The organism is Streptomyces adelaidensis (assembly GCF_016598475.1).
Classification (GTDB): Bacteria; Actinomycetota; Actinomycetes; order Streptomycetales; family Streptomycetaceae; genus Streptomyces; species Streptomyces adelaidensis.
The window spans coordinates 67,160-81,043 of the sequence record NZ_JAEMUX010000019.1; the positions used below are offsets into that span (position 1 = coordinate 67,160).

At 71.0% G+C, this 13,884-nt stretch carries 11 protein-coding genes; 2 read left to right on the forward strand and 9 right to left on the reverse strand.

The window, feature by feature from the left end; genetic code table 11:
- Window positions 1-17: 17 nt before the first annotated feature.
- The 5 genes from I8N67_RS13870 to I8N67_RS13890 form a co-directional block, all read right to left on the reverse strand.
- Complete coding sequence (locus I8N67_RS13870; protein WP_200303357.1) at window positions 18-296, reverse strand: hypothetical protein; 279 nt, start codon at window positions 294-296, stop codon at window positions 18-20.
- 180 nt (window positions 297-476) lie between these two features.
- A complete protein-coding gene (locus I8N67_RS13875) occupies window positions 477-2,540 on the reverse strand; it encodes a PTS fructose transporter subunit IIABC (RefSeq protein WP_200303358.1) in 2,064 nt (687 codons plus the stop codon).
- A gap of 181 nt (window positions 2,541-2,721) precedes the next feature.
- Window positions 2,722-3,669, reverse strand: a complete 948-nt coding sequence (gene pfkB, locus I8N67_RS13880; protein ID WP_200303359.1) for a 1-phosphofructokinase — start codon at window positions 3,667-3,669, stop codon at window positions 2,722-2,724.
- Window positions 3,666-4,505, reverse strand: coding sequence for a DeoR/GlpR family DNA-binding transcription regulator (locus I8N67_RS13885; RefSeq protein ID WP_200303360.1), 840 nt, complete (start codon window positions 4,503-4,505; stop codon window positions 3,666-3,668). Before I8N67_RS13885 ends, pfkB begins: the two co-directional genes overlap by 4 nt.
- A 115-nt stretch (window positions 4,506-4,620) precedes the next feature.
- Entirely contained in the window at window positions 4,621-6,111 is a 1,491-nt protein-coding gene (locus I8N67_RS13890; protein ID WP_307835236.1) for an MFS transporter, read from the reverse strand.
- A 271-nt stretch (window positions 6,112-6,382) separates the two neighbouring features.
- Between I8N67_RS13890 and I8N67_RS13895 the strand changes: the two genes are divergently transcribed.
- Complete coding sequence (locus tag I8N67_RS13895) at window positions 6,383-7,357, forward strand: helix-turn-helix transcriptional regulator (protein ID WP_200303362.1); 975 nt, start codon at window positions 6,383-6,385, stop codon at window positions 7,355-7,357.
- A gap of 566 nt (window positions 7,358-7,923) precedes the next feature.
- Here I8N67_RS13895 and I8N67_RS13900 read toward each other — a convergent pair.
- Together I8N67_RS13900 and I8N67_RS13905 are read right to left on the reverse strand one after the other, a co-directional pair.
- Window positions 7,924-8,931, reverse strand: a complete 1,008-nt coding sequence (locus I8N67_RS13900) for a sigma-70 family RNA polymerase sigma factor (RefSeq protein ID WP_200303363.1) — start codon at window positions 8,929-8,931, stop codon at window positions 7,924-7,926.
- Between the two features lie 586 nt (window positions 8,932-9,517).
- Complete coding sequence (locus tag I8N67_RS13905; protein ID WP_200303364.1) at window positions 9,518-10,303, reverse strand: dioxygenase family protein; 786 nt, start codon at window positions 10,301-10,303, stop codon at window positions 9,518-9,520.
- 193 nt (window positions 10,304-10,496) lie between these two features.
- On the opposite strand from I8N67_RS13905, the gene I8N67_RS13910 reads away from it, so the two are divergent.
- The gene (locus tag I8N67_RS13910) at window positions 10,497-11,003 is read left to right on the forward strand and encodes a MarR family winged helix-turn-helix transcriptional regulator (protein ID WP_200303365.1); all 507 of its coding nucleotides are present in this window, start codon (window positions 10,497-10,499) and stop codon (window positions 11,001-11,003) included.
- 353 nt (window positions 11,004-11,356) lie between these two features.
- Here the strand turns inward: I8N67_RS13910 and I8N67_RS13915 are convergent, their stop codons facing one another.
- Window positions 11,357-12,913, reverse strand: a complete 1,557-nt coding sequence (locus I8N67_RS13915) for an MFS transporter (protein WP_200303366.1) — start codon at window positions 12,911-12,913, stop codon at window positions 11,357-11,359.
- Between the two features lie 221 nt (window positions 12,914-13,134).
- The gene (locus I8N67_RS13920; RefSeq protein ID WP_200303367.1) at window positions 13,135-13,788 is read right to left on the reverse strand and encodes a TetR/AcrR family transcriptional regulator; all 654 of its coding nucleotides are present in this window, start codon (window positions 13,786-13,788) and stop codon (window positions 13,135-13,137) included.
- Window positions 13,789-13,884: the final 96 nt, after the last annotated feature.

The following is a 13,884-nucleotide window of genomic DNA, read 5'->3' on the forward strand; positions in this document are numbered from 1 at the left end:
AAACGGCCAGGTGGAGCTCAGGCCCGGCGGTCGTCGCTGAACTGGCGGGCCAGGAACGCGAAGGCGTCCTGTTCCGCCGGGGTCAGCTCCACATGCTCGACGTGCGGGCCCCTGCGGAGCTGCTGGGGCAGGGCCCTCAGCCGCCGGCCCCGGTGCCGCGCCATCTCGGCGAAGCGGACGCGGTGCACGTGGTGGTCCCGGCGCAGCACACGGACGAGCACGGCGACCCAGATGACCGCCGCGAGGACGAGGGCAACCCCGCCCACCAGCTGGAGGATCGACACGTGCTCAGGCATGTCGTCCAGTAGACACCACCGGATGGGACTTTGAGCCCGGACCGTGACGTATCTCGCAGGTACGGCGTACAAGTCACAGGGGTTGTAAAGGCGCCCAAAGGGGCGCGCGGGGGCTCTCACCACACGTCGGCCGCAGCCCTCATTCGTGAGGGCTGCGGCCGACGTGCGTGGTCGTGGGTTTCAGGCCGCGACCGGCTCCTTCGTCGCCGCCTCGGCGGTTGCGGGAGCGGCGTCGGGTGCGGCGCCCGGCTGGGTCTTGCGCATGCCCTTCAGGGCGATGACCAGGCCGGCCGTGACCGCCGTACCGACCGCGATGGCCAGCAGGTAGAGGAACGGTTGACCGATCAGCGGGGTCACCCAGATGCCGCCGTGCGGAGCGCGCAGGGTCGAGCCGAAGGCCATGGCCAGTGCACCGGTGACCGCGCCGCCCGCCATGGAGGCGGGGATGACCCGCAGCGGGTCGGCGGCGGCGAACGGGATCGCGCCCTCGGAGATGAACGAGGCGCCGAGCACCCAGGCCGCCTTGCCGTTCTCGCGCTCGGCGGTGGTGAACAGCTTCTTGCGGATCGTGGTGGCGAGGGCCATGCCCAGCGGCGGGACCATGCCGGCCGCCATGACCGCCGCCATGATCTTCATCGCGGAGTCGCTGGGGTCCTGCACGGCGATACCGGCGGTGGCGAAGGCGTACGCGACCTTGTTGACCGGGCCGCCCAGGTCGAAGCACATCATCAGGCCGAGGAGGACGCCGAGCAGGATCGCGTTGGAGCCGGAGAGGCCGCTCAGCCAGTCCGTCATGCCCTTCTGGGCCTCGGCGATGGGCTTGCCGATGACCACCAGCATGAGGAAGCCGACGACCAGCGACGAGATCAGCGGGATCACGACCACCGGCATGATGCCGCGCAGCACCGGCGGGATCTTGATCCGCTGGATGGCGAGGACGACGCCACCGGCGATCAGACCGGCGGCCAGACCACCGAGGAAACCGGCGTTGATGTCGGCGGCGATCATGCCGCCGACGAAGCCCGGGACGAGACCCGGCCGGTCCGCCATGCCGTACGCGATGTAACCGGCGAGGACGGGGATCAGGAAGCCGAAGGCGACGGCGCCGATCTGGTACAGCAGGGCCGCCCAGCTGTCGATCTGGAGCCAGTCGAAGTGCTCGGTGACCGGCTTGGCCTGGTTGATCTCCCAGCCGCCGATCGCGAAGCCGAGGGCGATCAGCAGACCGCCCGCAGCGACGAACGGGACCATGTAACTGACGCCGGACATCAGCCACTTGCGCAGCTTGGTGCCGTAGCCCTCGCCGGGCTCGCCGGCGCGGTCGACGGGGGTGCCGGGGCGGGCGGCGGCCGTGACCTCGCCGCGCTCGGCCTTGCCGCGGACCTCGGCGATCAGTGCGGCGGGGCGGTTGATGCCCGCCTTCACGCCGACGTCGACGGTGGGCTTCCCGGCGAACCGGTCCTTCTCCCGTACGGGCACGTCGTGGGCGAAGATCACGCCGTCGGCGGCGGCGATGACGGCCGGGTCGAGGCGGCTGAAGCCGGCCGAGCCCTGCGTCTCGACGACGATCTCGACGTCACCGGCGTCCCGGCCCGCGTTCTCCAGCGACTCGGCGGCCATATAGGTGTGCGCGATGCCGGTGGGGCAGGAGGTGACGGCGACGATACGGAACGGGCGGGCCTCGACCTCGGCCGGCCTGACTTCGCGTTCGTCGTCCGCCGGGGTGGTGGTGCTGACCGCGGCGGCACCGGTGGAGGCCGTTCCGGCCGGTGCCGCCGCGGAGTCTTCGGTGCCCTCGGGCACGTCCTCGCCCCGGATGAGCGCCGCCGCGTGGGCCGCGTCGCCCACCGCGCGCAGCGCGTCCGTGAACTCGGTGTTCATCAGCTGACGGGCGAGGGAGGACAGGATGGTGAGGTGGGCGTCGTCCGCGCCCGCCGGGGCGGCGATCAGGAAGATCAGGTCGGCGGGGCCGTCGGGCGCGCCGAAGTCGATGCCGGCCGCGCTGCGCCCGAAGGCGAGGGTCGGCTCGGTGACGTGTTCGCTGCGGCAGTGCGGGATGCCGATGCCGCCGTCGAGGCCGGTCGGCATCTGCGCCTCACGGGCGGCCACGTCGGCGAGGAAGCCGTCCAGGTCGGTGACCCGGCCCTTGGCCACCATGCGCTCGGCGAGGGCACGCGCCGCCGCTTCCTTGGTATCGGCGGACAGGTCGAGGTCGACCAGGTCCGCGGTGATCATCTCGCTCATCGCGGGCTCCTTCGCACGCGTATCGCCCGGGGGTGTGCCGGGCGGGGGTGGGGACGGAAGTGTGGGGGGCGCTGGCCGCTGGGGCCGGCCGGCAGGTGGTGGGGCGGGACGGTGGCGGGCGAGGCGGGTAACTCGTGGTCGCCGCCGGCGTGCCGGACCGCTCCGAGGGGTGGTGTCGTGCTCATGAGACCGGCTCCGTCAGCATCCGGTCCACCGGCACCTGCGCCGTGACCGTCACCGCGGCCGGGTCCAGGTCGCCCGGGGTCGGCATGACGCTGCCGGGGAGTTGCACGGCGGCGGCGCCGTGGGCCACGGCGGAGGCGAGGGCCTCGGGGCCGTGGCCGCCCGCGATGAGGAAGCCGGCGAGGGAGGAGTCGCCGGCGCCGACGTTGCTGCGTACGGCGTCGACGCGGGCGCTGCCGAACCAGGCGCCCGAGGCGTCGACGAGGAGTTGCCCGTCGGCGCCGAGGCTGGCGAGTACCACGTCGGCGCCCATCTCTCGGAGCTCTTCCGCGGCCTTGACGGCGTCGCCGACGGTGGCGAGCGGGCGGCCCACGGCCTCGGCGAGTTCCTCGGCGTTGGGCTTGACGACGTCCGGGCGTTCCCGGAGGGCGGCGAGCAGGGCCGGGCCCGAGGTGTCCAGCGCGATGCGGGTGCCGGCGGCGTGGGCGCGGGCGACGAGTTCGGCGTACCAGGAGGGAGCGAGTCCGCGCGGGAGGCTGCCGCAGCAGGCGATCCAGGAGGCGTCGGCGGACTGGGCGCGGACGGTCTCCAGGAGGAGTTCCTGCTCGGCGGGGGACAGTTCGGGGCCGGGCGCGTTGATCTTCGTCAGGATTCCGTCGGCCTCCGCGAGGGCGATGTTGGAACGGGTCGCCCCGGCCACCGGCACCCGCGCGACCTCGATGCCCTGCGCGTCGAGCAGGTCCGCGACGAGCGCGCCGGGCGCGCCGCCCAGCGGCAGTACGGCCACGGTGCGGCGTCCGGCGGCGGCGACCGCGCGGGAGACGTTGACGCCCTTGCCGCCCGGGTCCATGCGTTCGCCGGTGGCCCGGATGACCTCGCCGCGGTCGAGGGAGGGGACCTCGTACGTACGGTCGAGGGACGGGTTGGGGGTGACGGTGAGGATCATGAGCGGTCTTTCCGGCCGTTGGTCCGGGGTTCGGTGGTCCGGGCCGCGGCGGAGCCGTTGATGGGCTCGGTGCCCGGGACGCGCAGCACTTCCGTGCCGTCGCGTTCGATGGCGAGGGCGTCCTCGGGGCTCAGCCCGCTGTCGGTGATCAGCAGGTCCACCTCGCTCAGGTCGCCGAAGCGGGCGAAGTGCTCCTGGCCGTGCTTGGAGGAGTCGGCGAGCAGCACCACGCGCCGGGCGGCGGACATCGCCGCCCGCTTCACGGCGGCCTCGGCGAGGTCGGGGGTGGTCAGGCCACGGTCGGCGGAGAAGCCGTTTGCCGCCACGAAGAGGACGTCCGCGCGGATCTCGCCGTAGGCGCGCAGGGCCCAGGCGTCCACGGCGGCGCGCGTGCGGTGGCGCACTCGGCCGCCGACCAGGTGGAGCTGGATGCCCGGGTGGTCGGCGAGGCGGGCCGCGATCGGCAGGCTGTGCGTGACCGCGGTGAGCGTGGCCTCCAGCGGGATGGCGGCGGCGAGGCGCGCGATCGTCGTACCGGCGTCCAGGACGACCGTGCCGTCGCCGGGCAGTTCGGCGAGGGCGGCCTGCGCGATGCGGTCCTTCTCGTCGGCCGCGGTGCCCTCGCGCTCGGCGAGGTCGGGCTCGAAGTCCAGGCGTCCGGCGGGGATCGCGCCGCCGTGCACCCGCTGGACGAGGCCGGCGCGGTCCAGAGTCTTCAGATCCCGGCGGATCGTCTCCGCCGTGACCTGGAACTCCTCCGCCAGCGAGACCACGTCGACCCGGCCGCCGTCACGGGCGAGCCGGAGGATCTCCTGCTGCCGCTCCGGTGCGTACATGTCCGTTCGCCTCCGACCGATGCCCGACTCTGTGGTTCGCACCGGAGGCTACGCCTGGATTTCCGGAAAGTAAACAGGTTCGGGCATGCGGCGGACATGAACGGGCACATGGCGTTCAGTGCACGAGCTGCGCTTCCCGCTCGTCGTCCTCGCCCTCATGCTCGCCTTCGCCCTCCTGCTCACCTTCGCCCGCGTGTTCACCCTTGTCCTCGGGCTTCGCCGGCTCGGTCGCCCCCGGGGCCCGGCCCGGCAGGGCGAACATCAGGAGGAAGATGGCCAGCAGGACCGCCGCGACCCAGCCGAGCGCGTACTCGAAGGCGTCCACGAAGGCGGGGCCGATCTCGGCGGGGACGAGGTGGTCGTCCATGACGCCGAAGAAGACCACGGCGACCAGGCCGAGACCCAGCGCGTTGCCCATCTGCTGGACCGTGCTGATCAGCCCGGACGCGGAACCGGCGTGCTCGCGCGGCACCTCGGAGAGGATCGCGTCGGTCAGCGGGGCGACGATGAGCCCCATGCCCGCGCCCATCACGACCAGCGGGAGCGCCATCTGCCAGGGGGTGATGGCGAGGCCGTACCGTTCGGACTCCGCCAGGTACAGCAGCACGCCGACCGCCATCAGCAGTGCGCCCGACTGGAGGACCTTGCGGCCGAAGCGCGGGACGAGCTGCTGGACCGAGACCCCGGCCGCGACCGAGACGGCGAGGGAGAACGGGATGCCGGTGAGGCCGGCCCGCAGGACGCTCCAGCCGAGGCCGGTCTGGAGATAGAGGGTCCAGACGAGGAAGAAGATGCCGAGGGCGACACGGAAGACGGTCTGTACGGCGATGCCGGCCGCGAAGCTCTGCACCTTGAACAGCGACAGTTCGATCAGCGGGGACCCGTCGCGGGCCGTCTTGCGCCGCTCGTACGCCACGAGCGCCGCGAACACGGCCGGCGAGCCGGCCATCGAGACGTACCCCCACAGCGGCCAGCCCAGCTCGCGGCCCCGGGTGAGCGGGTAGAGCAGCATCAGCAGGCCGCCGGTGACGAGGGCGACGCCGACGAGGTCCAGCTTCAGGGCCTGCGGGGCCTTGGACTCACTGATGAAACGGCGGCCCAGGATCAGGCCCGCGACGCCGACGGGGAGGTTGATCAGGAAGATCGCCCGCCATTCGAGGCCGAGCGGGTTCCACTCGATGAGCAGGGCGCCGAGCAGCGGGCCGGAGACCGCGCCGAGTCCCACGACCGCGCCGAACAGCCCGAACACCTTGCCCCGCTCGTGCGCGGGGAAGGTCGCGTGCACGATCGACAGCACCTGCGGCACCATCAGCGCGGCGATCGCGCCCTGCGCGATCCTCGCCGCCACCAGCATCTCCGGGTTCGCGGCGAGGCCGCACAGCGCGGAGGCGATCGTGAAGCCGCCGATGCCGAGGAGAAAGATCCGCCTACGGCCGTGGATGTCGCCGAGCCGTCCGCCGGTGACCAGGCCCGCGGCGAAGGCGAGCGCGTAGCCGGCGGTGATCCACTGGATCTGGCTGAACGTGGCGGCTTCGCTTCGCTGGATGGAGGGGATGGCGATGTTGACGATGGTGACGTCGACGAGGTCCATGAAGGCGGCGGTCATGACGATGGCGAGGGCGATCCATCGGCGGCGGTCGGCTCCGCCGGGGGCGGGGTCGAGCGCCGCTTGTGTGACTGCCGTATCCGAGCCGCGGGTCGTGGGTGGCTGGTCGCGCGGTTCCCCGCGCCCCTTGGGGGCGCGGGTCTGGGGTGGTGTTCGGAGATCGGGCTCGCTTGAGGTCATGTCTCGAAGTCAGGGGCCGAGTAGGTCAGACGGTGTCCTAGTTCTGCGGCATCCTCGGATCCATGACCACAACCACGACTGCGGCTGTCTCATGAGTACCGACACCCCCGGGCGGCTGCTTCAGCTCCTCTCCCTCCTTCAGACGCCTCGCGAGTGGCCCGGTGGTGAGCTGTCCGACCGGCTCGGGGTTTCGCGGCGTACGGTCCGCCGGGACATCGACCGGCTGCGGGAGCTGGGCTATCCGGTGCAGGCGACGAAGGGGGCCGAGGGCGGGTATCGGCTGGTGGCCGGGAAGGCGATGCCGCCGCTGGTGCTGGACGACGAGGAGGCCGTGGCGATCGCGGTGGGGCTGCGGGCCGGGGCCGGGCACGCCGTGGAGGGCGTGGACGAGGCCTCCGTACGGGCGCTCGCCAAGCTCGAACAGGTGCTCCCTTCGCGGCTGCGTCACCGGGTCTCCACGCTCCAGGCCGCCACCACGCCCCTGACCATCGGCGACGGGGCGACCGTCGCGCCCGAGACGCTGACCGTGATGGCCTCGGCGGTGGCGGGCCACGAACACCTCCGCTTCGCCTACCGCGCCGGCGACGGCACGGACTCGCGCCGCCACTGCGAGCCGTACCGCCTCGTCTCGACCGGCCGCCGCTGGTACCTCGTCGCCTACGACCTCGACCGCGCCGACTGGCGCACCTTCCGCGTCGACCGGGTCACGGACCCTCTCGCCACGGGCGCCCGGTTCGCACCGCGCGAGCTGCCGACGGGGAGTGCGGAGGAGTATCTGAAGCAGTCGATGTACCGACGGCAGGACACGTACGAGTTCGACGTCACCTTCGCCGCGCCCGCCGAGTTCATCGCGGCCCGGCTCCCCCGCTGGTTCGGCACACCTGAGCCCCTCGACGAGCACAGCTGCCGGCTGCGGGCCTCGGTCGGCGACTCCATGGAGTGGCTGGCGGTACGGCTCGCCGTCGTCGACTGCGACTTCACGGTGCACGAGCCGCCGGAACTGGTCGGCTACGTAAGGGAGTTGGGCTCACGGTTGGCCCGGGCGGCGGGCGGCGCCGAGGCATGAGGCGGGTCGAGGGGCATGGGGAGCGGCGGGAAGGGTGCCGCCGGATCTCTGACGCGCACCGGATGCCGGGCTTCTGACGTGCACGGATGGTGATGCCGCGCATCGCCTCTGTGACACAATCTGCCATTCGGGTCACCCCGGGGTTCAGGTCCGGGGTGGCCCTTCTCGCGCGAGGAGCCGGGCTTCGGCGCCGGGGGGGTGGCGCCGAAGCCCGACTCTGGGAGGGTCCCGGCGCTGGGGGGAGAGCGTCGGGACTTGGCTTCGGTGGTGCGGAACGCTCGGTGCTGAGGAACGCTCGTGTGCTGAGGAACGGTTGTGGTCGTGGAGCCGGGCTCGCGCAGACGACTCCGGGTCCCGGGCCTGTCGGCTCCGGGCCCGGTGAAGAGTGGGCCCGGAAGTCTTGTGCCCCGGGAACGGGGAGTTCAAGCGGCGTACTACGGCCAAGGTGTGGCCGACGTAGGGCGGTATGGCCGTATGGGGTGCTCGTCGGTACGGCTGTATGGCCGTACGGCGGTTCGGCACACCCACGCCCTGGCCGCCGGCGTCGGGCCGCCGGTCGGACCGGATCAGGCGACCGCGTCGAAGCCCGTGTCGCGGGCGAGCTTCTTCAGTTCGAGGAGGGCGTGCTTCTCGATCTGGCGGATGCGCTCGCGGGTGAGCCCGTGCTCCTTGCCGACCTCGGTGAGGGTGCGCTCGCGGCCGTCCTCGATGCCGTACCGCATCTTGATGATGGAGGCGGTGCGCTGGTCGAGGCGTCCTATCAGACTGTCCAGCTCCTCGCTGCGCAGCAGCGTGAGCACGGACTGCTCGGGCGAGACCGCGGAGGTGTCCTCCAGCAGGTCGCCGAACTGGGTGTCGCCGTCGTCGTCCACCGACATGTTCAGCGAGACGGGGTCGCGGGCCCAGTCGAGGACGTCGACGACGCGCTCCGGCTTGGATTCGAGCGCGGCGGCGATCTCCTGGGGCTCGGGGTCGCGCCCGTGCTCGCGGTTGAACTCGCGCTGCACGCGGCGGATCCGCCCCAGCTCCTCGACGAGGTGGACGGGCAGCCGGATGGTGCGCGACTGGTCGGCTATCGAACGGGTGATGGCCTGACGGATCCACCAGGTGGCGTACGTCGAGAACTTGAAGCCCTTGCGGTAGTCGAACTTCTCGACCGCGCGGACCAGGCCGGCGTTGCCCTCCTGGATGAGGTCGAGCAGGGGGAGGCCGCTGCGGGGATAGCGCCGGGCGACGGCCACGACAAGCCGCAGGTTCGACCGTATGAAGATGTCCTTGGCCCGCTCGCTGTCGGCGACCAGGGCTTCCAGCTCCTCGGGGGTGGGGTCCGCCTTGGCCTCCTCCTCGCCGTCGAGGATCTGCTGCGCGAACACACCCGCCTCGATGATCTGGGACAGCTCGACTTCCTTGGCGGCGTCGAGCAGCGGCGTACGCGCGATCTCGTCGAGGTACATGCCGACCAGGTCGCGGTCGGCGATCTCGCCACCAGAGGCGCGAACGCCGCGAACGCTGCGAGCCGCGTCGCTCCCGCCGGAGGCGGACGAACGACGAGCGGCGACGGCACGGGTTGCCATGCGTGCTCCCTTGCGATGGTGGGCTGGCAGGGTCGTGTCTGGTCCTACGTGAGTCTTGAGGTGGCCGCTCGGACACTCTCCCGAGTGCCCTGCTTCCGAAGGAAACAACGACTGCAATCAGGACAGAATTCCCAACCCGTCCCACTATTTTTCTGATCTTGCAGTACCCTGTCCCGCCACAGGGGGCGGCTGGATGCCGGGGAGTTCCCAGAGACGCAGGTCAGACCAGGAGCCGAGACCTGCCCCGCCACCCCTACCGACCTCACCGACCTCTGCGGCCACCCCGTACGCGAGACGCCGGTCACACCCGATACCGCCGCCTTCGCCCCGGAAGCACGCCCTCCTCGGCGCCCCTCCTACCTTGAAGACGGCCCGCGCCGCCCGATGGTTGCCGCCCGCACGGAGTCACAGCGGATTCTCAGGCAGGCCATGAGCAGCGCGTTTCACGGGAAGCGGGTCCCGTTCCACCGGGAGCGAGTCCCCCGAAGCGGGTCCCTGGACACCTCGGAGGATCTCTGCCCGCGACAGCGGTGACCCGCCCCCCTCGGCAGAGGAAAGCGGGCCACCAAGGGTCGGGCGCGAGGTCTCAGCCGAACTGCACCGATCGCTTCGCCATCCCCAGCCAGAACCCGTCGATCACCGACTTCTGCGCGTCCAGTTCGCCGGCGCTCTCCGCCGCGCCCATCGTCACGAACAGTGGTGCGAAGTGTTCGGTGCGGGGGTGGGCCAGTCGGCCCGCCGGGGACTTGTGGAGGAAGTCGAGGAGGGCGTCCCAGTCGCGGGCCTGGAGGGCGCGGTGGCCCCAGTCGTCGAACTCGGTGGACCAGGTGGGGATGGTGGACTGGCGGAGCGCGGCGAGGTTGTGGGTGAAGAAGCCGGAGCCGACGATGAGGACGCCCTCGTCGCGGAGGGGGGCCAGTTTGCGGCCGATGTCCATCAGGCGGACCGGGTCCAGCGTCGGCATGGAGATCTGCAGGACCGGGATGTCGGCGTCCGGGTACATCTCGACCAGGGGGACGTACGCGCCGTGGTCGAGGCCTCGGTCCGGGATGTCCTGGACCGGGGTGCCGGGGGCCTGGAGGAGCTTGCGGACCGAGGCGGCGAGCGCGGGGGCGCCCGGTGCTTCGTATCGCACCTCGTAGTAGTGCTCGGGGAAGCCCCAGAAGTCGTAGACCAGCGGGACGGGGTCGACCGCGCCGAGGGCGAGGGGGGCCTCCTCCCAGTGGGCGGAGATCATCAGGATCGCCTTGGGGCGGGGCAGGGTCGCGGACCAGTCGGCGAGCTGGCCGGGCCAGATCGGGTCGTCGGCGAGCGGCGGGGCCCCGTGGCTCAGATAGAGGGCGGGCATACGCTCGGTGGTGGCGGCGGACATAAGGGTGACTCCCTCAATACACACGCGACGCACACGACACACACGCCTGAGCGGGCGCGGTGGTCGCCTCAGTCTCCTGGGTTTCGAACTTGAGACCTTTTCCAACTCCCCAGTAGTTGAAGTCTCAATATTTGCTGTTTCACCTTACATCTCTATAGTTCAATTTTCAAGAAGGTCCTCGTACAGTGGGTGCATGAACACCGCATCCACCGAGAGAGAACCCCGATGGCTCACTTACGAGGAGCAGCGCACCTGGTTCGCCTATGTACACGCCACAACCCTGATGGAGGACCATCTCGACCGCCAGTTGCAGCGGGACGCGGGCATGCCGCACCTCTATTACCAACTGCTGGTGGTCCTCTCCGCGGCACCGCAGCGGCGGCTTCGGATGACCGAGCTGGCGATGCGGACGAAGATCACGCGCTCCCGGCTGTCGCATGCCGTCGCCCGGCTGGAGAAGAACGGATGGGTACGGCGTGAGGACTGCCCCTCGGACAAGCGGGGGCAGTTCGCGGTGCTGACGGACGGCGGGTTCGAGATGCTCTCGACGTGCGCGCCGGGGCATGTGGCCGCGGTGCGGCAGGCGCTGTTCGACCGGTTGTCGCCGGAACAGCAGAAGTCCCTCGGCGAGATCATGGAGATCATCACGGAGGGACTTCAGCCGGCGGAGGCGGGGGCGGATCTGCCCTGGCTCAGGTAGCCATGACCGCCGTGAGTGACGTGGCAGCCGCCGAGACGGGGGCTGCCGACGGTCGCGGAACAGGCGGTCGTGGAGATGAGGGCCGCCGACGGTCGCGGAACAGGCGGTCGTGGAGATGAGGGCCGCCGACGGTCGCGGAACAGGCGGTCGTGGAAATGTGCGGGTGGGTGGGGACTGGTCGAGCAGTTCCCCGCGCCCGTAGGAGGAGAAGAGACTTCGCCCTTCTCCTCCCGGGGCGCCCGGGCCGTCCGGGCCGCCCCTCGGCCGCCCCTCGGCCGGCAGGCCGCCCGATGCTTCAGCCAGTACTCCGGCCCAGCCCATTACTTCCGACGCGTCGGTGTGCGATGACTGCGTCAGTGTGCGATGACCGGGATCTTCATCTCGTCCGCCGCCGTCTCGCCCTCGCCGGTGGTCGATGTCATGTCCGGCTTGCCCGTCGTGATGAAGGTGAAGGCGATCGCGGCCGAGGCGGCGAGGATGCCCACGGCGAACCAGATCGCGCTGGTGTAACCGTGGACCATGCCCTCCAGCTGGACCAGTTGGGCGGCGGGCTTGGAGGTGGCGCCGGCGATGTGGTCCGTGACGTACGAGGTCGTCGCGGAGGCGGCGATCGTGTTCAGGAGAGCGGTGCCGATGGCGCCGCCGACCTGCTGGGACGTGTTGACCATCGCGGAGGCCACACCCGCGTCACGCGGTTCGACCCCGTAGGTGGCGAGGGACATGGCCGGCATGAACGCCGTACCCATGCCGAGGCCGAGAAGCAGCTGGGCCGGCAGCAGCAGGGTCGTGTACGAGGAGTCGACCTCCATCTGGGTGAGCAGCAGCATGCCGAGGCCGGCGACCAGGAAGCCGGGGGCCATCAGCAGGCGCGGCGGCACCCGGGTCATGAGGCGGGTGCCGATCTGGGTCGACCCGATGATCATGCCCGTGATCATGGGCAGGAAGGCGAAGCCGGTCTTGACCGGGGAGTACCCCTTCACGATCTGCAGGTAGTAGGTGAGGAAGAGGAACAGGCCGAACATCGCGATGATCGCGAGGCCGAGCGAGAGGTAGACACCGCCGCGGTTGCGCTCGGTGATCACGCGCAGCGGCAGCAGCGGGGCCTTGACCCTGGACTCGACGAACACGAAGGCCGCGAGGAGCGCCGCCGAGGCGATGAACAGGGTGATCGTCATCGAGTCGCCCCAGCCATCGGACTCGGCTCGCGTGAAGCCGTAGACCAGGGAGACCAGGCCCAGGGTGGACAGGACGACACCGGGGATGTCGAGCGGGGAGCGGTTGCGGCCGCCCGCCGGCTCGCGGATGACGAAGTACGCGCCGACCGCCGCGATCACGGCGAACGGGATGTTGACGAAGAACGTCCAGCGCCAGTCCAGGTACTCGGTCAGGAAACCGCCGAGAATCAGGCCGACGGCGCCGCCGCCACCGGCGATCGCGCCGTAGATGCCGAAGGCCTTGGCGCGCTCCTTGGCATCGGTGAACATCACCGCGAGGAGGGAGAGCGCGGCGGGCGCGAGCAGCGCGCCGAAGGCGCCCTGGAGCGCGCGGGCGCCCAGCATCATCGCCTCACCGGTCGCCGCGCCGCCCAGCGCGGAGGCGCCGGCGAAGCCGATCAGACCGGTGACGAAGGTGCGCTTGCGGCCCCACAGGTCGGAGATACGGCCGCCGAACAGGAGCAGACCGCCGAAGGCCAGCGCGTACGCGGTGATGACCCACTGACGGTTGCCGTCCGATATTCCCAGGTCCTGCTGGGCGGACGGGAGGGCGATGTTCACGATGGTCGCGTCGAGCACGACCATCAGCTGGGCGAGCGCGATGAAGACGAGCGCTTTCCAGCGGTTGGAGTGCGCGTCGTCCCCCGCTTCGGGGGCGCTGCCGGCGCCACGGGCGCTACGGACTGTTTCAGACATGGGGATACCCACTTCGGGACTTCGTGACGGAAATAGCGGGAATGGAAGGAATAGCGGGAAGGACAGAAATGACAGGACTACCGGTGTCGTGATCGCTGGCGAGGAAGTCGCCGGTGTGGGGGTAGTGAGGGAAAAGAGCGTCAAGGGGTAGCGGCTTGTCTTCGTCGACAGCCGTGGGGCTCGGTGGAGCCGACCGGGCAGATCCGGTCGAGTCGGTCAGGTCACGACGGGCAGGGCCGGCGCAGGTCCTCCATCGTTACGGGGCTGCCAGGCAGTTCGGAGGGGGCCGGGGCCCGCAGGCCGTCCAGGAACAGCTGCAGATGGCGGTGGACGAAGCTGTCGACGCGCGCGCACCGGGTGCCGGCCGGGGGCCTGCTCAGCTGGCTGACGGCGATCATCAGGTCCCCGACGCCCACGTCGGCGCGGAGTTGGCCGGCTTCCCGGGCGCGCCGCATGACGTGCTCGATCAGCTCCTCAAGGCGTTCGCGCGACGCCTCCAGGTCCGGGTGGTGCTCGTCGAACGCCGTCTGGACCATCGGGCAGAGCGCGCTCACCCGCTCGTCGGCGGAGGTGTGCACGAAACGCGACAGCGCCTCGAACGCGTCGCCGGTCTCGGTGAGCGCGACCTCGGCCGCCAGAGCCGTGCGGTCCATGACCGAGCAGACGACCTCGCGGACCAGCGCGTCGCGGTCCGGGAAGTTGCGGTACAGCGTGGCGTTGCCCACGCCGGCCCGGCGGGCGACCTCGTCGAGCGGCACCTCGGGGCCGAACTCCACGAACATCTCCCGGGCGGCGGTGACGATCCGCTCCCGGTTGCGCAGGGCGTCGGCCCGAGGGCGGGGCGCCTTGCGGCTCACGGGGGTCGCGGTCTCCACGGCGTACTCCTCTTCTCTTCCCGGTTCTCTGCCGGTTCTCTGCCGGTTCTCTGCCGGATCGCTTCCGGATCGCTTCCGGATCGCTTCCGGATCCAG